This is a genomic window from Chungangia koreensis (assembly GCF_042651785.1).
Taxonomy (GTDB): domain Bacteria; phylum Bacillota; class Bacilli; order Bacillales_A; family Planococcaceae; genus Chungangia; species Chungangia koreensis.
In genome coordinates this window covers 191,703-218,143 of the sequence record NZ_JBHSEC010000020.1, presented here as the reverse complement: position 1 = coordinate 218,143, position 26,441 = coordinate 191,703, and the positions used below count along the sequence as shown (strand labels likewise).

The window sequence follows — 26,441 nt, the reverse complement described above, 5'->3', positions numbered from 1 at the left end:
TTATTCTTGTTTGGATGCGATACATACAATACGACTTTTTGATGTAAAAATCAACCCTATTTATATTACAAATAAGATAGCGTTTTCATTTTCGGGTTCAATCAATTTCCGTATAAGCGACTTCTTCGTCCTCTTTCAATGACTGGTCCAAGTTTCGGAAACCCTTTTCGAAAATTTCCATAAAGTCATCACCATATATATTGCGGATGACGGCCATTAATTCCATGAATTCTGGAAAGCGACCATAAATATCCTTTAGCGGCAACGAACTATCTAAAGCGGCATGTTTCGTATCTAAGTAGTGATCATTCATATCGTCAAGTAACGATTCCCCTATTTCCGTCACTTCCACGTACGTATTGCGTTTGTCATCATCTCTTTTAGAAAACTTTAGAAGCCCGCGTTCTTCCAACTTCTTAGAGAAGTTAAAGGCAGTTGAAACGTGCATTACCCCAAATTTAGCAACGTCAGAGATGGTGGCACCTTTCATATGATAGGCAATCCACAGAATGTGATGTTCGTTGATATTCAAATCATACGGTTTGATCCATGTTTGCCAGTCTCTTTCCACCGCTTTCCAAAGTGCTTTTGATAACTGGGCAATTCGTTGGCTATAAATCATGGCCTCTTTTGTTGTGTACTTCATTTCTCCCAATTTTACCCCTCATTTCCAAACCTGATATACTGACATTATAGCAATAAAGTAATAAAGTTAAAAGTTTGAATTTTAGAAACTTTTTGGACCCAAAAGAAAAGACTGCCTGGAGTCGACAGTCTTCCTCACTTTCGGACTTGGGCCATTGCTTGCTCTAATTGATCAAGCGATTGCTGAATGGCAGAAATCTCATCCTGTAGGCGATTTTGGATCGGAACTGTTTCATCTTTCCATGTTTGTAAGGAAACTTTTACTCCATCCACAACCTCTGGAATCTGTTCTTTCGATTCTTTTGTTAATCCAGAGATGGAATCTTTTAAATTTGCAACTTGGTCTTTTACGTCTACAAATTTTTCCTTCCAGTCAGTTGAAGCATTTTTAACAGTCATCCGCAATTCAGACCCGGATTTCGGTGTGGAAAAAAGGGCGGTTAGGGCGCCAGCTGTTGCTCCCGCGGCTAAACCGATGAAAAAAGTTGAAGCTTTCATAAACAAATTCTCCCCTTCCTATATATAGATAGTATTCCTTTCATTATCTTCATTAAAACATGGATGTCATTTCACGACAATCATCTATGAAAATGTTTTTGAAAATAAAAAACGCAGGACAATCGCTGTCCTGCGTTGGATCTGTTATTTTAATGGGATAAGGCTGTTTCAAATTTAGAACGTTTGACAATCCCGGTAATAATCGGATAAATGATGACAAATGCCACCACATTGATCGCAACAGCAGGTAATACCACTGTTGTGAATAAGAGTAAGAATGGCATATCGACTCCGATTAGGAAAATCGCTACAGATAAGAAAACAGTTCCGGAGATTAATGTCCCAATCGCGGCTAATACTGCTGCAACAGGAAGTTTTTTACTTAAACTCTTCAATACTAACAAAAGTCCATAGAATGCATAGGCCGTTACAAACTTATCCACGATATTCGGAATGAAACCGCTTGGGAACGTTGAAAACAAGCCTGAAATAACTCCGGTGGACACTGCCAGTAAAAACACGCTCTTCTTATCAGGGAATAAAAGGATTCCCACAAACATCATGGTCAACATGAAATCGGGTTTCATTCCTCCGTTATATCCCGGAATGGCAACATAAAGAGCTGCCCCGACACCCACTAAGAGTGCCATCAACACTAAATTCTTCGTATTCATTTCTCATCTCTCCTCGACTATGCTCGATTTTTTTGGTTTCTCCTGACGTGTCCTCGTGACCGACAGCGAAAAACTTATATGTCATTTTACAGGTAAATTACATAGAAAGCAAGAAGTTAATTTTCTAACTTTTCACGAATTTCAGCCGCGATCTCTGAGATTCGTTCAGGAGTGTATTCACGCTCTTTCGTATTCCAAGTTAACTTTAAACCGTCAGTTTGGTCATAGCGTGGGATGAAGTGCATGTGGAAGTGGAACACGCTTTGACCAGCAGGTGCGCCATTATTTTGTAAAAGGTTCATTCCCGCGGGATGGAACGTCTCCTTTAATACATTTGCAATTTTCGGTGCAACAGAGAATAATTGTCCAGCTTCTTCTGAAGAAAGATCATAGACATTCTCTTTATGATTTTTCGGAATGATCAGGGTATGGCCTTTTGTCAGCGGCATAATATCCATAAAGGCATAGACATGCTCATCCTCATAGATTTTAGCGCTTGGAATATCCCCATCGATAATCTTACAAAAAATACAATCGTGCATACCGACACTTCCTTTCATATATTGCCCATAGTTTATCATATTTTCTTAGTAGTGGCTTGTAGGATAGTTGAAGAAAAGTCGTAGACTATTTGCTAAAATAAAAGGAGAATTGAGGTGGCAGAAATGGAAGTATTAACTGTAGAAGGCGTCACTGGCGGGTATACGAGAAAGCCGGTGCTCCATGATTTGCATTTTTCCATCGGCCCGGGAGAATTAGTAGGGCTGATCGGATTGAACGGTGCAGGAAAAAGTACGACGATTAAGCATATTATCGGATTAATGGAACCGATGAAAGGTGAGATCCGCGTGAACGGTGTGTCATTCAGTGAACAACCGGAAACGTACCGATCTTCTTTCACCTACATCCCTGAAACCCCTATACTTTACGATGAACTGACGCTTCGTGAACATTTGGAACTGACCGCAATGGCTTATGGGTTAGAACGTGAAACCTTTGAAGCCCGGTCCGCTGACTTATTAAAGGAATTTAGAATGGAGAAGCGGCTAAATTGGTTCCCATCTCACTTTTCAAAAGGTATGCGCCAGAAAGTGATGATCATGTGTGCCTTTTTAGTAAATCCATCCCTTTACATTATTGATGAACCGTTCGTCGGATTAGATCCGCTTGGTATTCAATCATTATTAGATCAGATGAAAGAGAAGAAAGAGGAAGGGGCTTCTGTGCTGATGTCCACCCACATACTTTCTACTGCCGAGAGATACTGTGATCGAATACTACTATTGAATAATGGCAAGATTCGTGCTCAAGGAAATATGAACGACTTAAGAGCAGCTTTCAACATGCCTGGAGCGTCCTTGGATGACCTATACATCGCTATGACAAAGGAGCAGGACGATGAATAGTCTCCGCGATATTTGGACCAAGCGGTTCCAGCACTATATGATGGAGCAGCAGCGTTATTTGAAATATGTATTTACCGGACATTTGGCCATTGTCATTTTATTTGTCATTGGGGCAGGCGGCTACTCTTACAGTGAGTGGCTAAAGGTGGTGCCAGATACGTTTCCGGCAGCGCTTTTAGTTTCAGTTGTAATTGGATTGCTTCTTACTATGGGAGGTCCAGTTACGTTACTGAAGGAAGCGGATATCGTTTACTTCCTGCCGCTTGAAACGAAGCTGATGGAATACTTGCAGCGATCACTTTCCTGGACGATGTCTTCACAAGTATTTTTGTCAGTCATTGCAGGCATCGTTGCCGTTCCTTTATTAAACACCGTTGAAGGGACAAGAGGAATTTCCTTATTCATCTTTTTCGTTGCCATCTTTGTATTGAAATGGTGGAACGTCCACACCGATTTTTCATTCCGATGGGTGAATGACGGGCATGGCGTATGGGGAGATCGTGTCATCCGTTTTCTCCTGTCGGCCGCTGCTCTTTATTTCTTATTGATCGAAGCATGGCTTCTACTTGTCATGATTGCTTTGCCGATTATCTTCTATGCGTATGTTTGGATGGGTAGAAGGGGGAAGAATCCGTTTCCGTTTGAACATTTCATCAAGGTTGAACAGAACAGGATGCTCCGGTTTTACCGTTTTGCCAACTATTTCACGGATGTCCCGCATTTAAGAGGAAGTATCCGCAGAAGAGGGTGGCTGAATTTCCTATACTCGTTCATTTCTTACGGACAAAAGAATACTCAAACGTATTTGGTGATCAGGACCTTCATTCGTACCGATGAAACGTTTTACTTGTGGGTAAGGTTAACGTTCCTTTCCGCATTAGGGGCTGTCTTCATTCCTATTCCAATTGTGGCAGTCATCTTCTCAGGTGCCTTGGCTTTTGCTGCAACGCTTCAATTGAAAATTGCTTTGGGAGCTGAATCGACATTCCGGATGGACATGTTATACCCAATCAGTGAATCTACAAGACGGAAGGCTGTATTGAAGATAGTTAGAGGTGTCCAATGGCTATCGGCAATCATTCTATTGATTGTTTCATTTGCACAGCCGGCATATGGCAATAGCGTTTGGCTTTTACCAGTCATCGTCATTATTATTTCGGAAGCTACTTTGCGCTTAAGTAAATAAATACAACCCAGCCACGAGGAGTTCCCGTGGCTGTTCGTCATTTTGGCACAATTTTAGCAGAGGAAAAGGATTATAATGAAATAAAAAAGGACTGATATCCAATGTCCACCTTCTATTCGGTTTTAGTCTTCATTCATATCTTTTCAGCGATTATGGGAATGGGGCCGGGTTTTATTTTGAATTCAATACCAAAATCGGCTAAGACTATGACAGAACTTCGGAATGCGTATGCAATCAAGAACCGTGTCCATATTTTTGTAATGGTTGGCGGTACACTACTGCTCGTAACCGGTTTACTAATGGGATTCCTTAATCCGTATTTATTCGGCACGGGCTGGTACTGGCTGAGCCTCGGACTTTACTTGGCCGCATTGGCTATGGGTCCCTTTGTATTGAAGCCGATTTCAACTCCGATTAAACAGATGTTAAAAGAACATTCCGGTGAAGAGATTCCGGCTCAGTATTTTTTACAGCAAAGAAAACTTACTCAATATGAACATGTGATCAATCTTCTATTCATATTAGTTATTGCTCTAATGATTTTAAAACCGTTTTAGTTAATTGAAAAAGGGTGGCACGAGAACAGAAAATCTGTCCTTGTGTCATTCTTTTTACGTGTTTTCCCTTGTGGGAACAATATTTGTCCTTTTTTCAGAAGGCAAGACGCTGCACAATAGGAGGGAAATCAAGAACATTAGTAATGTCCCGAAAATTACGACGGTTTTAATAGAAAGAAGCTCTGCAAAAACTCCGAACAATACAGTTGCAACGATGGCCAAAATGGCTTCGAACAAGCCGAAAACGCTGCTGACCCTGCCCATGATTTCTACTGGAATATGGTTTTGATAGAAAGTGTAAAAGCCGGTGTTGGCAAATGACAAGGCGAATGATAAGGTGAAAAACCCGATGGCAGCTAAAGTGAAACTGTGAGACAAAGAGTAAATGATATAGCCGGCCGAAAGGAATAGCGTACCGAATGATAGCAGGAAAGGCACCTTAAGAAAGGTGGAGAATAATGTATTAATTACTGACCCTATTACAAAACCTGCTCCGGCTATACTTACTAAAAAACCATATTCATCGTTAGAAAGGGAGAGGACTACTTTAGCAAAGGACGCTTCAAGGGAATCGACGGAACCCGTTAACAACATGATGGTTGAGAACAATGAATAGACGCTTACTACAAACAGACTGCCTTTACTGAATTTCAAGACAATCGCCCAGTCTGCTTGAATGGTTGAAAGAGAAAGTTTCTTGTTTTTAACAGAGTGTTCGGAACGTAGTTCATTCAGAGATGGCAACAACAGCGTAATCAGTCCTGAAAATAGTAAAGCCATTGCATTTATGTAGAGTGCAAAAAGTGGTGAACCGACGACGAATAAGAGTCCGGCTACTGCAGGTCCTAAAACAAATGCACCTGAATGAATCAAACTTCTGAGGGAATTGAATCGCTGACGCTGTTCTTCCGGTACCAATTTTGTCATGTAGGTCATAGATGTAGGGCCGAAGATTGAACTTCCCATATTTATAATCAATACAACAGAATAGATTAGCCAAAGTGAGGTGAAGAACGGCAAACATGCGATGAAAGCTGCTCTGAAAAGATCTAACAGGACCATTAAATTGCGTTGGTTCAATCGATCGATTAAGCTTCCCGCCCAAAAATTCGTCAAAAGGGAGGCAAACGGTTTAAGGACATAAAGGACTGTCACTGCAAGAGGGGATTCAGTCATGTCCAGGATGATCAGGTTCAAGGCAATTAAATATATCCAAGCACCGATATTCGCGATTCCTATTCCGGTAAGCAAGAGGGCTGGGTATTTCCAAATCATTAACCTACTATTCATCATCAATTCCTCCTTAAAATAAAAAAAGTCCCCAGGATTAGTATCCTGGAGACGATTATTCATCGTGGTGCCACACCATTTTGTTAATAGACTGGATCTATTAACCTTATCCGGTACAGCGGAAAATGCGTATACCTTTGCTCTATAACAGGAGCTCCCGTTACATCATCACTAGTGATCCGATGTACTGCTCAGAGGCTTGGTTCGAACAATCTTCTCTTACCCCTTTTCAGCTGCCGGGGCTCTCTGTTCAAGAAAAGGAGTCATTCTACTCTTCTCATCATCGCATTTAAATTTAGATTATATTGAATTATAAGAAACGCCTTATCAATTAGCAACCATTATTTTCATTCTACATGTTGATAGTTAATGGCTGCAGATCCTAACGTTTTTGCTGCGATCAGCATTGCACGCTCATCGATAGTAAACTTTGGATGGTGATGTGGATAAGCTTCTCCTTCCGGTTTTGCACCCGTAAAGAAGTAAGTACCGGGAACGTTTTGTAGGTAATATGAAAAATCCTCACCAGCCATTACAAGAGGGGCTTCCCGAACTTCCGTAACTCCCGGGATGGTCGCAGCAAGTTCTTTGACAAGGAGTGTTTCCTTTTCATGGTTAACCAGTGGGGGGTAACCGTATTGATAGTCAAATTGGTAGGTAGCATCTGCAGCGATACAGGTTCCTTCAATAATTCTTTCCATTTCATTTTTGATTTTCCCCTGAACTTCTTCCTTAAAAGTACGGACTGTACCAGTCATTTTAGCATCATCCGCAATAACATTGAATGCGTTGTCGGCTATAAAGGATGCGACTGTGACAACAGCAGTATCGGCCGCACTGACTCTACGGGAGACAATCTGTTGAAGGTTGGTAACGAGTTGTGAACCGATCACGACTGCATCTTTCGTCTGTTCAGGCATGGCCCCATGTCCGCCTTTTCCCTGGATTGTGATTTCAAACCGATCGGGAGCGGCCATCATTGGGCCGACCCGGTATTCAATCGTGCTGAAAGGGGTTGTCGACCATAAATGTGTGCCGAAGATGACGTCTACTCCTTCTAACACGCCTGCATCAATCATTGGCTTGGCGCCACCTGGTGCGTATTCCTCAGCAGGCTGATGAATCATGACATATTCCCCTGAGAGCTGATCTTTTATTTCATTTAGGACCTTAGCTAATACAAGCAAAGTAGCGGTATGAGCATCATGTCCGCATGCATGCATGACGCCTGGTACAGTCGATTTATAAGGAACTTCATTTTCTTCTTGGATCGGTAGTGCGTCAAAGTCTGCTCGCAGTGCCACCGTCTTGCCGGGTTTAGCACCTTTCACACGAGCCACAACGCCGTTCATTCCGCCAATATTTCCTTCATACGGTATGCCAAGCGCTTCGTAGAACCCTTTTATGTATTTTCCCGTTTCCGTCTCCTGGAAGGATAATTCCGGATGCATATGTAGATATCTTCTGATCGAAACCATTTCATCATAGTTCGCTTTTAATTTCTCGAATAATTGTTCCACTACGACGCCTCCTGTTCAACTTGTTGATTAGAACTGATACTATTATTATATTTCACAAAAATTAAGAATAGTAGCTAAAACTAAAGAGTGAGGTAAAGCCGGCGATTAATAAACAGAAAAAAGCAAAACACAATCGCGTTTTGCTTTAATGGACGTACTATTAAAGTTTCTCCAATGGGAAATGTAAATCAGTAAATCTATTTGAGGTTTTATTCATAATCGGTAGTAAATAAGTGAAAATCGGTAGTAAACGATCCAGAATCGGTAGTAAACGTAAGATAATCGGTAGTAACCGAATCCTCATCAAAAATGATCAATTCTGCTCTTCTTCCTCGTCATCCTTCTCAGTTTTATAGGTCGAAACGTAAGAAGCGCTTGAATAAATGTTCAGTTTTTCGACTACTTCCGGCTCCTGCTTATGGGCATGTGCAAAGGCAGAAGAGTTTTTCCAACGGTTATAGGCCCCACTGTCAGTCCACTGCGTCAAGACAATATATGTATTGAAGCCGATGGGCCGCAGCAAACGGAAGGCAATAAAACCGTATTCGTTGTCAACAGAATTTGCTCTGGATGCAAAACGGTGCTCAAAAATAGGTGCTCCTTCATCGGTCACAGGTACGTGATTTAATGCAAAATAACCTTTTGGTGCCAGCTGTCCGGAAGAAGCGATGACCTCATAACGTCGAGGTGACGCAAAAAGTGATTTCTTTTCGGTCTCGTGAAACAAGATGGTAGTCCCTTGACCATGAGCCATTATAATTGATTCATTTTTGTTTTTTTCTACGATTGATTTCATGAATGTCATCGTGCCAGTAGTAATATAAAAATTCATCCCTAATACCTCCTCGATCCTCTTTATTAATAATATCCCTAATTTTCTCTCATAAAACAACTCGTGTCTAAATGATGGCGTAACTTAAGGGCAAATTTATGACATTTGACCCTCAAATCTATACAATATTGTTCAGAACGTCTATATTGGGAACGAGTATAGATATTGGACTATTATAATGTAGAAAGTAGGCTTTCTGATTATGACTAATTTTAACGACACGCTCCTGCGGGCTGCCCGTGGAGAAAAGACTTCGCACACACCTGTGTGGTATATGCGTCAGGCGGGACGGTCACAACCGGAATACAGGGAAATAAAAGAAAAATATTCACTTGAAGAGATTACGCACCAACCGGAATTATGTGCTTACGTATCGCGTTTGCCAGTGGAAAATTACAATGTGGATGCCGCAATTTTGTATAAGGACATTGTAACTCCACTACCAGGAATGGGTATCGACGTAAAGATTAAAAATGGCGTGGGACCTGTCATTTCAAATCCGATCCGCTCAGTTGCGGACATCGAGAATTTGGGTGAATTCCATCCGGAAGAGCATGTTCCGTTCGTATTGGAAACAATTAAACTTTTAACAACTGAACAATTGAATGTTCCACTGATCGGTTTCGCGGGTGCCCCATTTACGCTTGCTTCTTACATGATTGAAGGCGGTCCTTCAAAGAACTATGCAAAGACGAAATCGTTCATGGTTTCCGAGCCGGAAGCATGGTACAAGCTGATGGACAAATTGGCTGATATGATCATCGTCGATATTAGAGCGCAAATTGCGGCAGGAGCAAAAGCAATCCAAATTTTCGATTCTTGGGTAGGAGCATTGAATGTAGCTGATTACCGTCAATACATCAAACCAGTCATGACTCGAATTTTTACTGTTCTAAGAGGTGAAGGTGTACCTCTTATCCAGTTCGGCGTGGGAGCAAGCCATCTTGCAAAGGACTGGCATGACCTTCCGGTTGACGTAGTTGGTCTTGACTGGAGATTACCGATTGCAGAAGCAGGGAAAATGGGTATTACAAAACCAGTTCAAGGGAATTTGGATCCAACATTATTGCTTGCAGATTGGTCAGTACTTGAAGCGCGTGCGAAAGAAATTATCGATCAAGGACTTGCACATAGCGGAGGTCATATATTCAATTTAGGACATGGTGTATTCCCGGATGTAAATCCTGATACTTTGAAACGTTTAACAGCATTTATTCATGAATATAGCGCAAAGCAAAAAGCCTAATTAACTGACAGAGGTGAATCTGATGAAAAAAACCATGGGACTTCTTGTGATGGCATATGGCACGCCGTACAAAGAAGAAGATATTGAACGCTATTACACACATATCCGCCACGGCCGCAAACCGAGCGAAGAGCATTTAGAAGACTTGAAGAGCCGTTACCAAGCAATTGGCGGGATTTCTCCTCTTGCTAAAATTACGCAAAACCAGGCAGAAGCACTTCGTGACCGTTTGAATGAAGTTCAGGATGAAGTGGAATTCAAGTTGTATATCGGCTTAAAGCACATCGAGCCTTTCATTGAGGATGCAGTGGAACAAATGCATAAAGATGGCATCGAAGAAGCTGTCTCGATCGTACTTGCGCCTCACTTCTCAACTTTCTCAATCAAATCTTACAACGGACGTGTATTGGAGACAGCGGAAAAGGCTGGAGGACCGAGATTTGTATCAGTGGAAAGTTGGTACAAAGAACCGAAATTCGTTCAATACTGGGCTGAGAAGATCAAAGAAACATTCGATGCGATGTCTGAAGAAGAACGAAGCAAAGCTTGTTTGATCGTATCTGCTCACTCGCTTCCTGAAAAGATTAAAGTAGCAGGCGATCCATACGAAGACCAATTAGTTGAATCTGCAAAAATGATTGCGGAAGCAGCTGGAGTCGAAAACTATGAAGTCGGTTGGCAAAGTGCCGGTCAAACGCCCGAGCCTTGGTTAGGGCCAGACGTACAGGATTTGACACGTGATCTTTACAACGAAAAAGGGTACCGCTCTTTTGTATACACACCAGTTGGTTTCGTTGCAGAACACTTGGAAGTATTGTATGACAATGACTATGAGTGTAAAACAGTATGTGAAGAAGTAGGCGCGAACTACTACCGTCCGGCTATGCCGAATGATAATCCGTTGTTCATCGATGCGATGGCTGACGTCGTTTTGAACAAAATCCGTGGATAACTAACTTAAGAAAGTGATGATGAACGTGGAAGACACTAAAAAAGTTGTCGTCGTCGGTGGCGGGATTACAGGGCTTTCGTCTGCATTCTACTTGCAAAAGGAAGCAAAAGAAAAGGGATATCCGTTGGATGTTCTCCTTGTGGAATCCACACACCGTCTCGGCGGGAAAATTCAGACGGTCCGGAAAGACGGATTCATCATCGAACGTGGTCCGGATTCATTCCTTGAGAGGAAAAAGAGTATAGGAGAACTGGCTCAGGACGTAGGAATTGCAGACCAGCTTGTAAACAATTCAACTGGACAATCCTTTGTTCTTTTGGAAGATCGACTTCATCCAATTCCGAAAGGTTCGGTTATGGGGATTCCAACAGAATTAAATAACTTTTTCTCCTCAGGCTTATTTTCGTTAAGTGGCAAGGTTCGAGCACTTGAAGACTTGGTGCTGCCTCGCTCGAATGTAAAAGGCGATCAGTCATTGGGTCAGTTCTTCAGGCGCAGACTTGGCAATGAAGTCGTCGAAAACTTGATGGAACCGCTACTTTCCGGAATATATGCTGGGGACTTGGACAAATTGAGCTTACAATCCACATATCCTCAGTTCTATGAGACGGAGCAAAAGTACCGGAGCCTAATCTTGGGTACACGTAAGAATGCTGCAAAACGTCCAACTTCACCAGCACCTACCGGCAAAGTAAAGGGACAGTTCCAGACACTCCGAAATGGTTTAGAATCACTGGTGGAAGCCATTGAATCGAAATTAGCGCCGGGCTCTGTGCTGAAAGGTGTCAAAGTTGAGCGGATTGAAAAAGAAGAAGATCAAGTCAACTTAATTTTCAATAATGGGCAGAGTGTGATTGCTGATGCTGTCATTTTTGCGACTCCACACCATGTTGTGAGTGAATTGTTTGAACCATACGGATTGCTGACTCAGTTGAAGGAGATGCCTTCAGCTACCGTAGCAACCGTGGCAATGGCATTCCCTGCAGACCAGGTGAAGCAAGAAGACGACGGTACCGGCTTTGTCGTCTCACGTAATAGCGATTTCGCCATTACAGCTTGCACTTGGACCCATAGAAAGTGGCCAACTACAACGCCGGAAGGGAAGGTCCTTCTTCGGAGCTATGTAGGGCGCGAAGGTGACGAGGCCATTGTGGATTTGTCAGATAAAGAGATTGAGAAAATAGTGTTAGACGATCTCCGGAAAATCATCGAGATTGACGGAGAACCTGAATTTACGATGGTATCGAGATGGAAGAAATCCATGCACCAATATACAGTGGGCCACAAGCAACGGATCGAGAAGAGTTTCCATGAGATCGAGGAAGCATTCCCGATGGTGAAGCTTGCAGGTGCATCGTATGAAGGAATCGGCTTGCCTGATTGTGTGAATTCGGGTAAGAAAGCGGTTCGTGAAGTGTTGGATGATTTGTTTCAATAGATGAATAGCATGACAAGAAAAGTAAAACAGCCTCGATGCGTAGATCGGGGCTGTTTTACTTTTTATCAGGTTCGTTCAAAAAATCTCTTGGTGAAATGAACGGCAAAATTATTTACCGATAGAAATTTTCTATCGGTTTTATTATTGAACTGATAGGATTTGATTAACTCAAACGAATTAATAGGTGTAAGCACTAAGTGAAGGAGGGTTGATATTGTTTGTAAAAGAGGAAAATGTCGTCCAGCAGATTAAGTTAAAGAATGAAGAAGCTTTATCCTTTGTTTTGCAACAGTATGGTGGTTTGCTCAATGCAATGATTCGAAAGTATTTACGCGGGAGTCAGCAGGATATTGAGGAATGTTTTGCAGATGTCGTTCTATCGATCTGGTCTAATATTCATTCGTATGATCCTGAAAAAAATGAATTTAAGCAATGGATTGCAGCGATTGCCAAGTACAAGGCGATTGATTATGTAAGAAAGTCAGTAAAAGACGGGCAGTTAGTTAGTCAATTAGAAGAGAAAAATGGACGAACACGTCAATTCAACTCACATAATGAAAGATTGACGATGGAGGACATACTCCAAGAACTACCTGAAGTAGAACGGGCGATTTTTGAAAAATATTACGTAGAGGGTGTTCCCTCAAAAGAGATTGCCAACGAATTTAATGCCAGAGAGTCGTGGGTACATAACAAACTTTCACGCGGACGTAAAAAATTGAAAAGTATTTTACATAAAAGTGAGGTGTTCTAATATGTCCGTTTATAAAGAGTTAAATAACGTGAAGATGGATGTAAATGAATTTGAAAATGTGCCACTTAGCCAAATGGAACAACGAAGAATTTTAAAGAAGATCAGAAAAAAATCGTCATTTAAGACTCGAAGGAAAAAATGGATTCAAGTCAGTATTGCAGCCGTAGCTGTTGGAGTTCTCAGTTTTTCTTTTTTAATTGATAGAGGGACTATTGCCAGTATGCCATTTGTTGGTGGAATCATTGAGGATTATAATTATCCTGGTGAAAACCTTGATTTTTCTTCTTATAAAACACCAATAGGCGAAACGGCTGAAAATGCTCTTGGTAAATTAACGTTGAACGAGGTTTTGTTAGATGATCGGCAAGTGGTATTAAGTGCCACATTCGAACCAGCTGAGGGAGTCGACTTTGATTATCAAACAACTATTCAGCCAACGGTGAAAATCAATGGGGAAGACTACGCAGTGACAACCGGTAGCCAATCCATCGAATTAAATTCGTCGATGTTTACGATTTACAACGATATTGACTTAAGTCAATCGGTTGAAACAGAATTCGTTAATTTGGAGATCAGTTACGACATGTGGGAACGAGAGAAAGTTGAACAGCCGTGGACATTCCATGTGGAAGTATCACAAGCGCAAATGTTAAAAGAAAGAAAAATAGTCGACCTCAAACAAACAGTGGAATTAACTACTGGAGATCAGGTAACGATTCAAAAAGTAGTGTCAACTCCTATATCTACGACAATCTACTATGATTTGTCACAAAGCAAAAGAGAAGATATCCGTTTTGCCATCCAATCTGAAGAAGAATTGGATATCCATTCAACCTCTTATAATTCAAACGAAGTAGGAGAAGTTTCTTATGCCCGTTTTAATGGAGTTACCTTGCAGGAAAACACTGACTATTTCTTAGTAGCTTTTGATTGGGAAGACCAACCGTTAATCCAAACACCCATCCCAATTAAATAAATTGAACAAGCAGTAGGAAAACCTCCGGAATTGCCGTAAACGGATTTCGGCATTGTAAGATTGTATATATTACCAACTATATAAATGAAATGAAAAAGGCACTTCGATTAATTATTCGAAGTGCCTTTGCCCGTTCTACACAGATAGGAGGAGGGAGGTATTACTTTTCACTGCATTGATCGCAGTGATTGCCATAACACTCATGTTGTTCTTCAATTGCCTTTCCACAGTGGGCGCACTGTTTGGGAGGCAAGTTTTTGAAAAACTCAACGATACTTTCCATCATCGGGAATCTCTCCTTTGTTATAATACTGTTTCTGTTTAATTTATTGTATTATAACAGATACCCTTTTGTTCCCACAAGTAACCTATTTGAGTTAAAATAATGTTGGGAAAATTGAGAGGAGTGGTTGTTGTGATTTTTATTGATAATAAAGGAATAAATGATCCACAAATCAATCTGGCCATTGAAGAATTCATTTTGAACAATATGGATGTCGAAAATGAGCCGCATTTTATGTTTTATGTAAATGAACCGTCGATTATTATCGGACGGAACCAAAATACTGCAGAAGAAATTAACACTGAATACGTTGATGCCAATGGTATAAAAGTGGTCCGCAGATTATCAGGCGGCGGAGCGGTTTATCATGACCTGAATAACTTGAATTACAGTTTCATCACGAAAGACGACGGAGAAAGCTTCCGTAACTTTAAGAAGTTCACGGACCCGATCGTAGAGGCGTTAGGGAAAATGGGTGTTCAAGCTCAATTATCCGGCCGCAACGATATCGAAGTAGAGGGTAAGAAAGTTTCCGGGAATGCTCAATTCTCAACTAAGGGACGCATGTACTCTCATGGTACCCTTATGTTCAAGACGGACGTAGAGGCAGTGGTTTCTTCGTTGCGTGTGAAGAAAGACAAAATTGAATCTAAAGGAATCAAATCAGTTCGCAGCCGAGTAGGAAATATTTCTGATTACATTGAAGGTGATGTGTCGTTTGAAGAATTCAAACAAGCTATTTTACGCTCAATCTTCGGCGAAGAAGATATTAAGCAATACGAACTAACGGATGCGGACTGGGAGAAAATCCATGAAATCTCGAAAGAGCGTTACGGTAACTGGGATTGGAACTACGGTAAATCTCCGAAATTCAATATGCAACAAACTCACCGCTTCCCAGTCGGTGGAATCGATGTCCGCCTGCAAGTGAACAAAGGTGTCATTGAAGACATCCATATTTACGGGGATTTCTTCGGTGTCGGTGATGTGGCGGAGATTGAGAGTAAGTTAAAAGGTGTTCAGTATGAACGTGCTTCCATTGAAAATGCGATTGATGGAATTGATGTACCAAAAATCCTTGGCGGAATTACGAAAGAAGAATTCATTGGATTGATTTACTAAGGGAGCTTGGCTGCGGCCAAGCTTTTTATATTTTGAAAAATTTTCATCCAAATTCTCGAAGTTTCCAACCAAGTCCACAAAGTTTCCAACCAAACGCTCAAAGTTTCCAACCAAGTCATCAAAGTTTCCAACCAAACCCACAAACCTTCCAACCAAACCAATTGTTTCTTTAAAAGTCTAATCTCCATTGTCTAATGCAATTCCTCTCAGACCAAACTTTGATATAATTTGATTAACAAAGAAGCGAGGGGGAAAACCGGATGGCTTCAAACCGGATTTTAATCATCGAGGATGATACAAAAATCGCAAATATGTTAGCTGATACATTAAGGAAATACCAATACGAGGTTGCTGTGGTGGAAGACTTTGACCGGATCATTGAAGAATCGGCAGCGTTCGAGCCACATCTTATATTACTTGATATCAATCTGCCTTCCTATGACGGTTACTACTGGTGCCGCCAGTTAAGGCAGCACACTACGTGTCCGATTATATTCATCTCAGCCAGATCGGGTGATATGGACCAGGTTTTTGCACTTGAAAACGGCGGAGATGATTTCATCACGAAACCTTTCCATTACGAAATCGTCCTTGCGAAAATAAGGAGTCATTTGAGACGGACGTATGGTGAATATGCGTCAAAAGCAGAAGAACGCACCATAAAGTTAGGAAGACTGACTTTATATTTGGAACGGATGGAGCTACATGTGAAAAATGAAGAGATTCCGCTTCAAAAGAAAGAGTGTGCCATCTTGGAATTGCTCATGGGACAGGCCCCTAAAGTGGTGACGCGCGAACGGTTATTGGAAGAGCTGTGGGATGACCAGATGTTTGTCGATGAAAATACACTTAACGTGAATATGACACGGGTGCGTAAGAAATTGACGGAGTACGGAGTGGAATCCACCATTGAAACAGTGAGAGGAGCGGGCTACCGGTTCGTCCTAAGTCCGGAGGAAACGTAATGGTTCTACAGTTATTTATAAAAGAACATTTCCCTTATCTTTTGTTTCAACTGCTCATGACGTTGTTTTTAATGTTGTTATTTTGGCTGGACGGTTTCCGCAATGCTGATACAGCCGTTTATGCGATTGTCATGACAATCATATTGACAGCTACATTTTTACTTACACGTTTTGTTTTACGGTATTCCTTTTACCAGAAAATCCTGCAGAAGCCTGTCAAAATGGAGGATGCATTACAGAGAAACGGAAAAACACCCGAAATGGTCCAGGCTGACCGATATATGATTGATCTGTACAAACTGTATCAGCAGGAGGTCCATTCCCTTTATTCCTCCCAAAATCGTCATTTACAATTTATGAATCAATGGGTCCATCAAATGAAGACCCCCGTCTCCGTACTGGAATTGATGTTGCAAGGGGATGAACTTGACCGCAAAAGCATTCAAGAAGAAGTTGATCGCATGAAGCAACAATTGGACATCGTGCTCGTCAATGCCCGTCTTGATACATTTGAAAGTGATATGCAAATTGAAATGGTGCCCTTAAAGGAAATCGTCACAGAAGTGATATCGGAGAATAAGCGGTTATTCATCACGAATCATGTCTTTCCTTCTGTCTCCATTGACGAGGGGATCAAGGTGCCGACGGATCGCAAATGGATATTATTTGCGATTAACCAGCTGATCACCAACGCGATCAAATATACTTTTGAGGAAAATAAAAAAATCTTTTTGACTGCGGAAATGACAGAGGAAGGGGTCTTGTTCAGTGTCACGGATGAAGGAATCGGTATTCCTGCATCTGACCTCAAACGGGTGACCGATGCGTTCTTCACCGGTGAAAATGGACGAAAGACCGGCGAATCTACCGGAATGGGACTGTATTTAACAAATGAAATATGTGAGAGGTTAGGACATGACATGTCCATCAGTTCAGAGGTGGGAGAGGGAACGACCGTTTCCATTCTCTTCAACAACCCTGAGCATATAGAGCGGAGTGGATTAAATGGCAATCGTTAAAGTGGATGAAGTCACGAAGGTTTATGAAGGGAAAATGACAAAACGTGCCCTCAATCGGCTTAGTTTCGAAGTGGATCAAGGTGAATTTCTTGCGGTCATGGGACCTTCCGGGAGTGGTAAAACCACCCTGCTGAACTTAATCTCGACGATTGATGTACCGACCTCCGGTGAAATTACTATTAATGAAAAGAACCCTGTAAAAATGTCAGAGAGTGAAGTCTCCATTTTTAGACGCAGGGAGCTTGGGTTTGTATTCCAGGACTTCAACTTATTACGTATGCTGACAGTCGAGGAAAATATGGTACTTCCCCTTACGCTCGATACGTATTCGATTGAAGAAATGAATGAGCGCGTAGCTGCTCTTGCCAATGAACTCAATCTGACAGATTTCCTCCATAAGCGGCCGAATGAACTGTCAGGGGGCCAGGAACAACGTACTGCTATCGGTAGGGCGCTCATTCACCAGCCGCCCATCATTTTAGCGGACGAGCCGACTGGAAACTTGGATACAACAGCTGCCAAGGATGTACTGATGTTGTTGGAAAGAATCAACAAAGAGCAAAATACGACCATTATCATGGTGACCCATGATCCGATTGCGGCAAGCTATTGTGACCGCGTCTTGTTTATCAAGGACGGGGAGTATTTTAATGAAATATACAAAGATGACCGGAGACAGACATTTTTCCAACGGATTCTTAACGTTTTGTCCCTGTTGGGCGGAAATGTCAACGATCTTCGATTTAGTTAGTTAAGGAGTAATGAGCATGACCTTTCGGCAATTTGCCTATCGTAATGTCATAAGGAACCGCCGATTATATGCCGCCTATTTTCTGGCGAGTGTCGTTTCGGTCATGGTGTTTTTCATCTATTCAATGCTGCTGTTCCATCCGATGCTGGATCAACAGCTTCTGAGGAATGTCGCGGTTGGTGGTATGGTCCTCGCTGAAATCATCCTGTACTTGTTTATGTTGTTTTTCTTGTTCTATTCCATGAGCGCCTTTTTGGAGGCTCGATCGAAGGAATTCGGGATTCTGTTGCATTTAGGAATGTCAAAACGGCAGTTGAATAAGCTGATTTTCGTTGAGTCGATGCTGATTGGCATAGCCTCCATATTCATGGGTATTGGCTTTGGATATGCATTTTCGAAGTTCTTTTTGATGATAATTCGCGAAATACTCCAGATTGACAGCTTGCCCCTGTATTTTTCTTGGGAACCTTTTGCACTGACAATCGGTGCATTCCTTAGTCTTTTCACCATCATTTCATTCACAAGTGTGGTGTTCATCCGCACGAGAAAGATTGTGAATTTAATACGGGGAAGCTGGAAGACAGATTCACTTGGATATTCGAAGATCAAAGCCTTCCTTGGCATCGGGTTATTACTTTTTGGTTATGTATTGGCCATTTTCGTTACGCGGGCTAACATTGCTGCATTTGCAGTCATTATTCCGCTTTTGGCACTCATGGGGACGTATTTCTTTTTTACTCATACGGTGCTATTGCTGTTAGAACTTGTGAGAAAGAGGAAAAAGACCTATTACCGGGATGCCCGGTTATTGTCTCTTGTAGAAAGTGCGGTCAAGCTTCGGGAAAGTGCCAGGATGTTCTTTATCGTCACAATCGTCTCAACACTCGCGTTCTTGTCAGTAGGGGCGCTTGCTTCATTCACTTCTTATACGGCTCAATATCGGGAACTGCATCCACTGAGTCTGATTTATACGAGTCAGCTGAATAATCCGTTTGAGAATCGTCATATCCATTTGCTTACGTCCGAACTGGAGAAGGAACAATTATCGTATTCTTTAAACGATTTACTCATAAAAAAACAAACGTCCTCCTTCTCGGAGCAGCCGGTCCATGTGCTGAAGGCTTCCGAAGTGAATAGTTTGGCTGCGTCCATGGGATTCCCGCTCATCCTTTTGGAGCAGGGAGAAGCAGTTTTTCTTCCCTATTCAAAAAGCTCCATTGAAGATTTAGAAGACTATACGGTTCAAACTGTTCTGAAGGAAAGTAAAGTACCGGTGACCGTACAAGGTGTATACCCGTTCATGCTATTTCCGGACAATGCCATAAGCACGAATGCGATCATCATTAATGATCTTGACTATCGGTTGATCGATCGTCCATTTCAAGGCTCTACCTACCTCGAGTCCTTTTATAAATTCTATGCATTCCATGTACCGGATTGGCAGCGGACCAAATCGATTGGACTTGAAATTGAGCAAATCATGACCCGGGCATTCATGAGCGGTACAGAAGATTCGCTGCCATTTACCTTCGACAATCCGGGATTGAACTATTCAATCATACGAAGTACGTTTTCACTTCTATTGTTCATTGGGCTAATGGTTGCCGCTGTATTCTTACTAGCTGCAGGTAGTTTCATCTATTTCAAGCTATATACGAATTTAGAGGCGGATAAAAAACAATTTGCTGTGCTACGGAGAATCGGATTAACGGATCGGGAGTTTGTGAAAATCGCCAATCGTCAACTGATTCCCCAATTCTTCCTGCCATGGGGGATCGCCATGCTTCATAGTTCCTTTGCTTTTCTGACACTGCAGGCATTGTGGAAAGTATTTGCAGACGTCAATATCTTGAACGAAATGGTCTTAGTTCTTGTAGGATTCACCATAATCCAAATTACGTATTTTTATCTAATCCGGTGGCGATATTTAGCGCATGTACGGGCATAATGAGAGACAGGATAAAATAGATGCCTCAACAGGGGCATCTTTTTTCAATTAGAAAAGGAATCATTATTGCGGATGTCGAAATAGATGAGTGGGCATTACTTGAGGAGGTATGACAGATGAAAAAACGACTATTGAAAGCTGAAGATTTATTCAAATTATATTCGGTAACAGATCCACAACTTTCACCAGATGGAAAAGAGGTACTGTTTGTACGGACGTACATCGATGAAAAGGAAAATAAATATATGTCCCACCTATTTCATATGGACTTGGAAACTGGGGAGATTTCGAAGTGGACGCATGGCAAGGAAAGGGTGTCTTCGCCTCGTTGGTCTCAAGATGGGAAAGAGATTGCTTTCTTATCAAATCGTGATGAGAAAAACCAGTTGTATGTAATCCCGAAAAATGGCGGGGAAGCCAGAAGAATTACGAACTATGAAAAGGGCGTCAGTAGCTTCATCTGGTCACCTGACGGCAAGAAAATCTGGGTAAATGCATCATTGAAGGAAGGAAAGTCGTTCAATGATTTACCGGAGAAAAAGAAAGAGGACAAGAAAAAGCCGGAACCTTATATCGTCAGTAAAATGAAATATAAAATGGATGGGGCCGGACTAATTCCACAGGATTACAATCGACATATCGGACTCGTGGATATTGATACAGGAGAAACTGAACAATTCACTGAAGGAAACTATGACTTTTCACTTCAAGCTGTATCGCATGATGGAAAACAGATGGTCATGAGTATTGTCCGTGAAGAAAATGTGGACCACATCTTTAAAGCGCCTTTATTCCTCGTTGATGTAGAAACGAAAGAAGAGAAGACAATTATTAATGAGGAAGGGTATTTTGGGGGAGCTGCGTTTTCCTATGATGACCGTTATATCGCATTTATCGGCTACGAACATCAGTTCAAGAATGCTACGCATACGGAATTGTATGTTTATGATTCGGAAGATGGTTCCCGTATTTCTCTGACAGAAGGCCTTGATGCACCGGTCGGAGATTATGCGGCTGCCGATCATCAGCAAGGAGCACATGCGCCGGCAGTTGTCTGGACGAAGGATCATCATCTGTATTTCACCGTGTCTACAATGGGGGATATTCGGCTGTACTTTGCAACTTTAGAAGGCGAATTGTACCCTGCATCTCCAGAAAAGGAGCATGTTTACGGTTACGCGATTTCCCCTGATGGAAAGTTTGGACTTTTAGCGGTAAGCGATGCGGTGAATCCAGGGGAAGTTTACAAATCTGAATTGACAACTGGTGAACGGGAAAAGCTGACATCTTTCAATGACAAATTCATTTCTAAAGTTGAGCTTGTCGAGCCGGAGGCAATCACGTTCAACGGATCAAAAGATTGGGATGTGCATGGCTGGATTATGAAGCCTGCAAATTTCGAGGATGGGAAGAGTTATCCGTTAGTGGTTAATATTCATGGCGGTCCGCATGCCATGTATGCCAATACATTTTTCCATGAAATGCAGCTTTTTGCGGCAAAAGGATATGGTGTTTTATATATCAATCCGCGTGGGAGCCATGGATATAGCCAGCAATTTGTAGACGCTGTACGTGGCGATTACGGCGGCGGTGATTACGAGGACATTATGAAAGCGGTCGATTACGCAGTTTCAACTTATAAGTGGATTGATCGTGACCGACTTGGAGTTACCGGTGGCAGCTACGGTGGATTTATGACGAACTGGATTGTCGGACATACTAACCGTTTCAAGGCTGCGGTCACACAGCGTTCGATTTCAAATTGGGTTAGCTTCTTTGGAGTATCTGATATCGGTTACTATTTCAATGACTTCCAGCATGGAGTGACGATGGAGGATCCGGAAAAGCTTTGGGACATATCTCCGTTGAAATACGCTAAGAATGTAGAAACACCTCTCCTTATTTTGCATAGTGAGAAGGATTTCCGCTGCCCGATTGAACAGGCCGAACAATTGTACATTACACTGAAAAGCATGGGGAAAGAAACGGAGTTCGTACGCTTCCCGGATGCTGACCATAACTTATCCCGTACGGGAACGCCGAACTTGCGGATTGAGCGGTTGAATCAGATTACGGATTGGTTTGAGAAATATTTATGATAGGAAGTTTTAGAAATATTTAAGATAGGAATGATTGCTTGAGTTATACAGAAGGAGACGTAACTATACGCCCGATTAAAGAAGATGATTTGTTCCGCTTATGGGAACTGAGCTTTAAAGAGGACAATCCCGAATGGAAGAAGTGGGATGCACCTTATTATGAACATAAGTCCAAGACGTACGAAGAGTTTTTGGAAACTAATTATGTAGACCGCGATGACTACTGGGCAATCGAAGTTGACGGGAAGATTAATGGGATCGTCGGGTACTATTGGGAACACAAACCATCCTTATGGTCGGAAATCGGCATCACAGTCTATGATCCGAAGTATTGGAGCGGGGGTATCGGAACGAAGGCGATGAAGCTGTGGGTAAACCATCTTTTCAATACGATGCCGCTCGTACGTGTCGGTTATACGACTTGGTCCGGCAATGATCGGATGATCAAAGTCGGGGAAAAGCTTGGATTTAAGATGGAAGCTCGCATTCGAAAAGTCCGCTATTGGAATGGAGTCTATTATGACTCGATCCGGATGGGGATGCTGAGGGAAGAGTGGGAGCAGTTAGAAAAGCTATCGGAAGTCCCGAGTACAATTTAATTTAACGCATTGAAAAACGCAGGGGTCGAAAGTAGCCCCTGCGTATTATTTTTTTACAAATTCAATGGTTTATGAATATTAAATTGTTTTAGAAACTCCTCTATTTCTTGGAAATGATGTATGTCATGTTCGGCTAAGCCTTTAAAATAATTTGATAGATTGATGACATTCGTTCCAATTGAAATGGTTTGTTCCCAATACGAGTCTTCTAACGTTCGGATGGCCCTTATTTGCAAACTTCGAGTCGCTGCAAATTCATGTATGATCTGTTCACTTGGTTTGTTCCGGCTCTTTAGTGAGGAAGCTGCATTTACTTCTTCAGCCTTTGGTGATTTTGGAAGAAGCTCACCTTTTAGGATGAATGGAATGCGCTGTTCTGTGACAAATCGATCCCAAGGAGTGAAATGGCCGACTAATTCGGCTAAACTCCATTTCTGCTCTCCAATTGGTGTCCTCCAGATATCTTCGGGAACATCCTCTAAAGACTCGATATATGAAATGGTTTCGAGTAAGTGAAGAATGGTTTCTTTTCTTGTCATTTGCCTTTGAAAACCGGCTTCCGTTTTTCAGCGAAGGCGTTCAATGCTTCAATACGGTCCTCTGTAGGAATTGTAATTTCATACGCTTTTTGTTCGATTTTCAAACCGGTTTGGAGATCTACATTCATCCCATGTTTAATAGCGAATTTAGCTTGTTGGAGAGCAATCGGACCATTGGCGAGTATCGATTCTGCAAAAGCGGAGACGGCTGTGCCCAACTCTTCTTTTGGAACGACGCGGGTCAGCACTCCGTAAGACAACGCCTCATGGGCATCCATACGCTTCGCCGTTAAAATCAATTCAAGTGCTTTTGCTTCACCAATCAGCCTCGGTAAACGCTGCGTACCGCCAGCACCGGGAATAATTCCAAGGCTCGTCTCTGTCAACCCGAGTTTGATGTTATCAGCAGCAATCCGGAAATCACAAGCAAGTGCCAGTTCAACCCCGCCTCCAAATGCATGGCCATTCATCATGGCGATCGTCGGTTGAGGTAAGTTTTCGATAGCGCTGAAAACTTCGCCGATTTTAAAGATATTTCGTTTTACTTGTTGTTCAGTCAGGTTTTTCCGTTCTTTTAAATCTGCTCCGACACTGAATGCCTTTTCACCCGCACCTGTTAGGATGACTACACGAATGTCAGGATTAATGCGGACTGCATCGGCCACTTGAGACAACTCCAGCAGCATCTCATAGTTGAAAGCATTCATTGATTCAGGTCGATTTAATGTAATAACGCCTATATTCCCCTTTTGCTCGTACGTGATTGTATTCATTACAAAACCCCCTTTGATTCTATTAAAAACATACCATTTTCCTACCTTATGTGTCACTTGGTGTATCATACTTGAAAATTATAGTAGATTCTGCCAAATTACACAGTTATACTAAAGAAAAAAAGGACTTTTTACTTATGGATGTATTTATCGGTCGTCAGCCTATTTTTAATAGTAAGGAAGAAATCTTCGGTTATGAGCTGTTGTATCGGAATGGAAAATCGAATGCCTTTCCGGAAGTGGATGCAGATCAAGCGACAATTGAGGTGCTGAATCATGCACTGCTGACAATCGGGATGGATGAATTATCCTCCAAAAGGCCCTGTTTCATCAACTTTACGGAGTCTTTGCTTTACCGTGATGTCTTCACAAGCTTGAATCCCGAAGAAGTAATGGTTGAAGTGCTGGAAAATATTCCGGTAACAATTGGACTGATCAGCCGCTTGAAGGAACTAAAAGAAATGGGTTTTAAAATCGCTTTAGATGATTTTGTCATGACAGAAGAATTAAACTATTTCAGTGAACTATTCAATATAGTAACGTATATTAAAGTGGATTTTTTACATACAACACCGGAAGAACGCTGGACAATTGAAAATATCGCGAAACAACACCCGCATATTAAACTGTTGGCGGAAAAGATTGAGAGTAGGGAAGAGTTTGAAACAGCTAAAGCAGCGGGCTATTCTTTGTTCCAAGGCTATTTTTTGCAAAAGCCTGAAATCGTTCAAGGAACGGATATCCCGCCTGCGATGATCCCGTACATCCGTCTTGTCAATCTCCTTAATCAGCCTGACCCGGACATTGAGAAGATTACATCATTCATAGAGCATGATCTTTCTCTCTCCTTCAAATTACTTAAGCTGGTCAATTCGCCGGCCAATGGTCTGCGAAAAGAAGTGAAATCCATAAAACAGGCCCTTGTCATGTTAGGGCTAAAGGAATTGAAGAAATGGCTATATGTCATCGCCTTGCGTGACTCTATAGAAAATAAGGCAAGGACAAACTCCCTAATTGAGATTTCAATGGTACGGGCTAAGCTTTGTGAGTTGATTGCCAAATCAACAGGCAGGAAAAATGCAGAGGAATACTTTTTGGTAGGCATGTTTTCAATGATTGGCGTCATTTTAAACCGTCCAATGGAGTCTATTTTGTCTGCACTTCCACTATCTAAGTCGGTATCAGATACGATTTTGGGAAAAGAGACGGAAATGACCCAGTATTTCCGTTTGGCGACTGCTGTTGAACAGATGGAAGTGGGACTCATTGATGAGTTGACAAATCAGTTGAGGATTTCTAATGGCAGACTGCAGCAAGCTTATAATGATGCACAGCTATGGGCTCTGCAGTTGAAATGATGCATAGTGGAACCTGATCACATTGAAATAATTTGTGATCAGGTTTTTTATTGGCATCGGGGATAATAATTAGGGGAAACTAATATGGAAAATTTTAAAAACGTCTCTCTTTACATACCCTATAAGGGTATGTTAAATTCTAATTAAAGAGGAGGTTGGCGTATGGAAGAAGCATTGAAACCGACAGAATCGTTGGAGTGCCATAGTCACCGCAAAAGCCATCATCCAGAAACGGCAAAAAAGGATATTGTGAACCGCTTAAACCGCATCGAAGGTCAAATCCGTGGTATTAAGGGTATGGTTGACAAGGATGTCTACTGTGATGATATTATTACTCAACTTTCAGCTACCCAATCCGCATTGAACAGTGTGGCAAAGGTGTTATTGCAATGGCATTTGAAAGGCTGTGTCGTTGATCGTTTAGCCGAAGGCGACGATGAAATTCTCGATGAATTATTGGTCACCATCCAAAAACTGATGAGAAAATAGAGGAGGAACATATTCATGGCAAGTACAGTAACTTATCAAGTAGCAGGTATGTCTTGTGGCGGTTGTGCAAATAAGGTGAAGAACAACGTGTCGTCTTTAAATGGTGTAGAAAACGTGAATGTAGACTTATCTTCTGGTACTGTAGAAGTGACATTTGGTACTGAAGCTTCGAATAATTTAGTGACATCTAAAATTGAAGAATTAGGTTACTCTGTCGTCAAATAAATCTTTTTAATTAATATATACCCCTATAAGGTATTGGAGGAGGAGCAGCAAACATGGAAAACATTACATTGAATGTAGCAGGTATGTCTTGCGGACATTGCGTAAATGCTGTTGAAGGAAGCGTTGGCAAACTTTCTGGAGTCCAATCTGTGAAAGTGCATTTGGAGTCTGGCAAAGTGGATGTAGCGTACGATGCTGACCAGGTTTCATTGGACGAAATTAAAGAAACAATCGATGATCAAGGTTATGATGTTGAATAATTGAGGAAGAGTGCACACTGGCACTCTTTCTTCTTCA

30 protein-coding genes and 1 other annotated feature are annotated in these 26,441 nt (G+C 41.8%); of the genes, 19 read left to right on the top strand and 11 right to left on the bottom strand.

Annotated elements, in window-relative coordinates; translation table 11 throughout:
• Positions 1–97: 97 nt before the first annotated feature.
• The 4 genes from ACFOZY_RS14050 to ACFOZY_RS14035 all read right to left on the bottom strand — a co-directional run bounded on the left by ACFOZY_RS14050 (position 98) and on the right by ACFOZY_RS14035 (position 2,359).
• Positions 98–646 carry an HTH-type transcriptional regulator Hpr gene (locus ACFOZY_RS14050; protein ID WP_378156819.1) on the bottom strand — a complete coding sequence of 183 codons (549 nt, stop codon included), beginning with the start codon at positions 644–646 and terminating at the stop codon, positions 98–100.
• 134 nt (positions 647–780) lie between these two features.
• A complete protein-coding gene (locus ACFOZY_RS14045) occupies positions 781–1,143 on the bottom strand; it encodes a YtxH domain-containing protein (protein WP_378156597.1) in 363 nt (120 codons plus the stop codon).
• 149 nt (positions 1,144–1,292) lie between these two features.
• Positions 1,293–1,817, bottom strand: coding sequence for a tryptophan transporter (locus ACFOZY_RS14040; protein WP_378156596.1), 525 nt, complete (start codon positions 1,815–1,817; stop codon positions 1,293–1,295).
• Between the two features lie 116 nt (positions 1,818–1,933).
• Positions 1,934–2,359, bottom strand: a complete 426-nt coding sequence (locus ACFOZY_RS14035; protein ID WP_378156594.1) for an HIT family protein — start codon at positions 2,357–2,359, stop codon at positions 1,934–1,936.
• 123 nt (positions 2,360–2,482) lie between these two features.
• Between ACFOZY_RS14035 and ACFOZY_RS14030 the strand changes: the two genes are divergently transcribed.
• The 3 genes from ACFOZY_RS14030 to ACFOZY_RS14020 all read left to right on the top strand — a co-directional run bounded on the left by ACFOZY_RS14030 (position 2,483) and on the right by ACFOZY_RS14020 (position 4,966).
• On the top strand, positions 2,483–3,223 hold the full coding sequence (locus tag ACFOZY_RS14030; RefSeq protein WP_378156817.1) for an ABC transporter ATP-binding protein: 741 nt from the start codon (positions 2,483–2,485) through the stop codon (positions 3,221–3,223).
• On the top strand, positions 3,216–4,409 hold the full coding sequence (locus ACFOZY_RS14025) for an ABC transporter permease (protein ID WP_378156592.1): 1,194 nt from the start codon (positions 3,216–3,218) through the stop codon (positions 4,407–4,409). Before ACFOZY_RS14030 ends, ACFOZY_RS14025 begins: the two co-directional genes overlap by 8 nt.
• A gap of 101 nt (positions 4,410–4,510) precedes the next feature.
• Positions 4,511–4,966 carry a DUF2269 family protein gene (locus ACFOZY_RS14020; RefSeq protein ID WP_378156590.1) on the top strand — a complete coding sequence of 152 codons (456 nt, stop codon included), beginning with the start codon at positions 4,511–4,513 and terminating at the stop codon, positions 4,964–4,966.
• A gap of 54 nt (positions 4,967–5,020) precedes the next feature.
• Here the strand turns inward: ACFOZY_RS14020 and ACFOZY_RS14015 are convergent, their stop codons facing one another.
• The 4 genes from ACFOZY_RS14015 to ACFOZY_RS14000 all read right to left on the bottom strand — a co-directional run bounded on the left by ACFOZY_RS14015 (position 5,021) and on the right by ACFOZY_RS14000 (position 8,608).
• The gene (locus tag ACFOZY_RS14015) at positions 5,021–6,259 is read right to left on the bottom strand and encodes an MFS transporter (RefSeq protein WP_378156588.1); all 1,239 of its coding nucleotides are present in this window, start codon (positions 6,257–6,259) and stop codon (positions 5,021–5,023) included.
• Positions 6,260–6,300: 41 nt separating this feature from the next.
• Positions 6,301–6,549 (bottom strand) — a binding site (T-box leader).
• 54 nt (positions 6,550–6,603) lie between these two features.
• The gene (locus tag ACFOZY_RS14010) at positions 6,604–7,776 is read right to left on the bottom strand and encodes a M20 family metallopeptidase (RefSeq protein WP_378156586.1); all 1,173 of its coding nucleotides are present in this window, start codon (positions 7,774–7,776) and stop codon (positions 6,604–6,606) included.
• 160 nt (positions 7,777–7,936) lie between these two features.
• Positions 7,937–8,080, bottom strand: coding sequence for a hypothetical protein (locus ACFOZY_RS14005; protein ID WP_378156584.1), 144 nt, complete (start codon positions 8,078–8,080; stop codon positions 7,937–7,939).
• 9 nt (positions 8,081–8,089) lie between these two features.
• Positions 8,090–8,608 carry an antibiotic biosynthesis monooxygenase family protein gene (locus ACFOZY_RS14000; RefSeq protein WP_378156582.1) on the bottom strand — a complete coding sequence of 173 codons (519 nt, stop codon included), beginning with the start codon at positions 8,606–8,608 and terminating at the stop codon, positions 8,090–8,092.
• Between the two features lie 202 nt (positions 8,609–8,810).
• Here ACFOZY_RS14000 and hemE point away from each other — a divergent pair, with 202 nt between their 5' ends.
• The 5 genes from hemE (at position 8,811) to ACFOZY_RS13975 (ending at position 13,974) form a co-directional block, all read left to right on the top strand.
• Entirely contained in the window at positions 8,811–9,854 is a 1,044-nt protein-coding gene (gene hemE / locus ACFOZY_RS13995; protein ID WP_378156580.1) for a uroporphyrinogen decarboxylase, read from the top strand.
• A gap of 22 nt (positions 9,855–9,876) precedes the next feature.
• The gene (hemH, locus tag ACFOZY_RS13990; RefSeq protein ID WP_378156577.1) at positions 9,877–10,806 is read left to right on the top strand and encodes a ferrochelatase; all 930 of its coding nucleotides are present in this window, start codon (positions 9,877–9,879) and stop codon (positions 10,804–10,806) included.
• A 25-nt stretch (positions 10,807–10,831) separates the two neighbouring features.
• The gene (gene hemY, locus ACFOZY_RS13985; RefSeq protein WP_378156575.1) at positions 10,832–12,244 is read left to right on the top strand and encodes a protoporphyrinogen oxidase; all 1,413 of its coding nucleotides are present in this window, start codon (positions 10,832–10,834) and stop codon (positions 12,242–12,244) included.
• Positions 12,245–12,458: 214 nt separating this feature from the next.
• Positions 12,459–12,998 (top strand): sigma-70 family RNA polymerase sigma factor, encoded by a 540-nt coding sequence (locus ACFOZY_RS13980; RefSeq protein ID WP_378156573.1) that lies wholly within the window; start codon positions 12,459–12,461, stop codon positions 12,996–12,998.
• 1 nt (position 12,999) lies between these two features.
• Positions 13,000–13,974, top strand: coding sequence for a DUF4179 domain-containing protein (locus ACFOZY_RS13975; RefSeq protein ID WP_378156571.1), 975 nt, complete (start codon positions 13,000–13,002; stop codon positions 13,972–13,974).
• Positions 13,975–14,134: 160 nt separating this feature from the next.
• Here ACFOZY_RS13975 and yhfH read toward each other — a convergent pair whose 3' ends face one another.
• Entirely contained in the window at positions 14,135–14,257 is a 123-nt protein-coding gene (yhfH, locus tag ACFOZY_RS13970) for a protein YhfH (protein ID WP_378156815.1), read from the bottom strand.
• A gap of 132 nt (positions 14,258–14,389) precedes the next feature.
• Between yhfH and ACFOZY_RS13965 the strand changes: the two genes are divergently transcribed.
• The 7 genes from ACFOZY_RS13965 to ACFOZY_RS13935 all read left to right on the top strand — a co-directional run bounded on the left by ACFOZY_RS13965 (position 14,390) and on the right by ACFOZY_RS13935 (position 22,760).
• Positions 14,390–15,379: a lipoate--protein ligase gene (locus ACFOZY_RS13965; protein ID WP_378156569.1), complete on the top strand. Its 990-nt coding sequence runs from the start codon at positions 14,390–14,392 to the stop codon at positions 15,377–15,379.
• 260 nt (positions 15,380–15,639) lie between these two features.
• Positions 15,640–16,344 carry a response regulator transcription factor gene (locus ACFOZY_RS13960; protein WP_378156567.1) on the top strand — a complete coding sequence of 235 codons (705 nt, stop codon included), beginning with the start codon at positions 15,640–15,642 and terminating at the stop codon, positions 16,342–16,344.
• Complete coding sequence (locus ACFOZY_RS13955; protein WP_378156565.1) at positions 16,344–17,363, top strand: sensor histidine kinase; 1,020 nt, start codon at positions 16,344–16,346, stop codon at positions 17,361–17,363. The genes ACFOZY_RS13960 and ACFOZY_RS13955 overlap by 1 nt, the downstream gene beginning before the upstream one ends.
• Positions 17,350–18,114, top strand: a complete 765-nt coding sequence (locus ACFOZY_RS13950) for an ABC transporter ATP-binding protein (protein WP_378156563.1) — start codon at positions 17,350–17,352, stop codon at positions 18,112–18,114. The genes ACFOZY_RS13955 and ACFOZY_RS13950 overlap by 14 nt, the downstream gene beginning before the upstream one ends.
• 16 nt (positions 18,115–18,130) lie before the next feature.
• Complete coding sequence (locus ACFOZY_RS13945; RefSeq protein WP_378156561.1) at positions 18,131–20,062, top strand: FtsX-like permease family protein; 1,932 nt, start codon at positions 18,131–18,133, stop codon at positions 20,060–20,062.
• A gap of 116 nt (positions 20,063–20,178) precedes the next feature.
• The gene (locus ACFOZY_RS13940; RefSeq protein ID WP_378156559.1) at positions 20,179–22,161 is read left to right on the top strand and encodes a S9 family peptidase; all 1,983 of its coding nucleotides are present in this window, start codon (positions 20,179–20,181) and stop codon (positions 22,159–22,161) included.
• A gap of 38 nt (positions 22,162–22,199) precedes the next feature.
• The gene (locus ACFOZY_RS13935; protein WP_378156556.1) at positions 22,200–22,760 is read left to right on the top strand and encodes a GNAT family N-acetyltransferase; all 561 of its coding nucleotides are present in this window, start codon (positions 22,200–22,202) and stop codon (positions 22,758–22,760) included.
• Positions 22,761–22,813: 53 nt separating this feature from the next.
• Here the strand turns inward: ACFOZY_RS13935 and ACFOZY_RS13930 are convergent, their stop codons facing one another.
• A complete protein-coding gene (locus tag ACFOZY_RS13930; RefSeq protein WP_378156554.1) occupies positions 22,814–23,299 on the bottom strand; it encodes a DinB family protein in 486 nt (161 codons plus the stop codon).
• Positions 23,296–24,072, bottom strand: a complete 777-nt coding sequence (locus ACFOZY_RS13925) for an enoyl-CoA hydratase-related protein (RefSeq protein ID WP_378156552.1) — start codon at positions 24,070–24,072, stop codon at positions 23,296–23,298. Before ACFOZY_RS13925 ends, ACFOZY_RS13930 begins: the two co-directional genes overlap by 4 nt.
• A 71-nt stretch (positions 24,073–24,143) precedes the next feature.
• Between ACFOZY_RS13925 and ACFOZY_RS13920 the strand changes: the two genes are divergently transcribed.
• From ACFOZY_RS13920 to copZ, 4 genes are all read left to right on the top strand, one after another.
• Positions 24,144–25,430: an EAL and HDOD domain-containing protein gene (locus tag ACFOZY_RS13920; RefSeq protein ID WP_378156550.1), complete on the top strand. Its 1,287-nt coding sequence runs from the start codon at positions 24,144–24,146 to the stop codon at positions 25,428–25,430.
• Between the two features lie 162 nt (positions 25,431–25,592).
• A complete protein-coding gene (locus ACFOZY_RS13915; RefSeq protein WP_378156548.1) occupies positions 25,593–25,919 on the top strand; it encodes a metal-sensing transcriptional repressor in 327 nt (108 codons plus the stop codon).
• A 15-nt stretch (positions 25,920–25,934) separates the two neighbouring features.
• Complete coding sequence (locus tag ACFOZY_RS13910; RefSeq protein WP_378156546.1) at positions 25,935–26,144, top strand: heavy-metal-associated domain-containing protein; 210 nt, start codon at positions 25,935–25,937, stop codon at positions 26,142–26,144.
• A gap of 53 nt (positions 26,145–26,197) precedes the next feature.
• The gene (copZ, locus tag ACFOZY_RS13905; protein WP_378156544.1) at positions 26,198–26,404 is read left to right on the top strand and encodes a copper chaperone CopZ; all 207 of its coding nucleotides are present in this window, start codon (positions 26,198–26,200) and stop codon (positions 26,402–26,404) included.
• The last annotated feature ends 37 nt before the right edge of the window (positions 26,405–26,441 follow it).

What these genes read in the sequence shown, in the direction of transcription:
- ACFOZY_RS13915 (WP_378156548.1), top strand. Translation starts at nt 25,593, where the DNA reads ATGGAAGAAGCATTGAAACCGACAGAATCGTTGGAGTGCCATAGTCAC.
- hemH (WP_378156577.1), top strand. Translation starts at nt 9,877, where the DNA reads ATGAAAAAAACCATGGGACTTCTTGTGATGGCATATGGCACGCCGTAC.
- yhfH (WP_378156815.1), bottom strand. Translation starts at nt 14,257, where the DNA reads ATGGAAAGTATCGTTGAGTTTTTCAAAAACTTGCCTCCCAAACAGTGC.
- ACFOZY_RS13940 (WP_378156559.1), top strand. Translation starts at nt 20,179, where the DNA reads ATGAAAAAACGACTATTGAAAGCTGAAGATTTATTCAAATTATATTCG.
- ACFOZY_RS14015 (WP_378156588.1), bottom strand. Translation starts at nt 6,259, where the DNA reads ATGATGAATAGTAGGTTAATGATTTGGAAATACCCAGCCCTCTTGCTT.
- ACFOZY_RS13950 (WP_378156563.1), top strand. Translation starts at nt 17,350, where the DNA reads ATGGCAATCGTTAAAGTGGATGAAGTCACGAAGGTTTATGAAGGGAAA.
- ACFOZY_RS14005 (WP_378156584.1), bottom strand. Translation starts at nt 8,080, where the DNA reads ATGAGGATTCGGTTACTACCGATTATCTTACGTTTACTACCGATTCTG.
- ACFOZY_RS14020 (WP_378156590.1), top strand. Translation starts at nt 4,511, where the DNA reads ATGTCCACCTTCTATTCGGTTTTAGTCTTCATTCATATCTTTTCAGCG.
- ACFOZY_RS14030 (WP_378156817.1), top strand. Translation starts at nt 2,483, where the DNA reads ATGGAAGTATTAACTGTAGAAGGCGTCACTGGCGGGTATACGAGAAAG.
- ACFOZY_RS13910 (WP_378156546.1), top strand. Translation starts at nt 25,935, where the DNA reads ATGGCAAGTACAGTAACTTATCAAGTAGCAGGTATGTCTTGTGGCGGT.
- ACFOZY_RS14040 (WP_378156596.1), bottom strand. Translation starts at nt 1,817, where the DNA reads ATGAATACGAAGAATTTAGTGTTGATGGCACTCTTAGTGGGTGTCGGG.
- ACFOZY_RS14035 (WP_378156594.1), bottom strand. Translation starts at nt 2,359, where the DNA reads ATGCACGATTGTATTTTTTGTAAGATTATCGATGGGGATATTCCAAGC.
- ACFOZY_RS13955 (WP_378156565.1), top strand. Translation starts at nt 16,344, where the DNA reads ATGGTTCTACAGTTATTTATAAAAGAACATTTCCCTTATCTTTTGTTT.
- ACFOZY_RS13930 (WP_378156554.1), bottom strand. Translation starts at nt 23,299, where the DNA reads ATGACAAGAAAAGAAACCATTCTTCACTTACTCGAAACCATTTCATAT.
- ACFOZY_RS14000 (WP_378156582.1), bottom strand. Translation starts at nt 8,608, where the DNA reads ATGAATTTTTATATTACTACTGGCACGATGACATTCATGAAATCAATC.
- ACFOZY_RS13925 (WP_378156552.1), bottom strand. Translation starts at nt 24,072, where the DNA reads ATGAATACAATCACGTACGAGCAAAAGGGGAATATAGGCGTTATTACA.
- ACFOZY_RS14025 (WP_378156592.1), top strand. Translation starts at nt 3,216, where the DNA reads ATGAATAGTCTCCGCGATATTTGGACCAAGCGGTTCCAGCACTATATG.
- copZ (WP_378156544.1), top strand. Translation starts at nt 26,198, where the DNA reads ATGGAAAACATTACATTGAATGTAGCAGGTATGTCTTGCGGACATTGC.
- ACFOZY_RS13975 (WP_378156571.1), top strand. Translation starts at nt 13,000, where the DNA reads ATGTCCGTTTATAAAGAGTTAAATAACGTGAAGATGGATGTAAATGAA.
- ACFOZY_RS13960 (WP_378156567.1), top strand. Translation starts at nt 15,640, where the DNA reads ATGGCTTCAAACCGGATTTTAATCATCGAGGATGATACAAAAATCGCA.
- ACFOZY_RS14050 (WP_378156819.1), bottom strand. Translation starts at nt 646, where the DNA reads ATGAAGTACACAACAAAAGAGGCCATGATTTATAGCCAACGAATTGCC.
- hemE (WP_378156580.1), top strand. Translation starts at nt 8,811, where the DNA reads ATGACTAATTTTAACGACACGCTCCTGCGGGCTGCCCGTGGAGAAAAG.
- ACFOZY_RS13945 (WP_378156561.1), top strand. Translation starts at nt 18,131, where the DNA reads ATGACCTTTCGGCAATTTGCCTATCGTAATGTCATAAGGAACCGCCGA.
- ACFOZY_RS14045 (WP_378156597.1), bottom strand. Translation starts at nt 1,143, where the DNA reads ATGAAAGCTTCAACTTTTTTCATCGGTTTAGCCGCGGGAGCAACAGCT.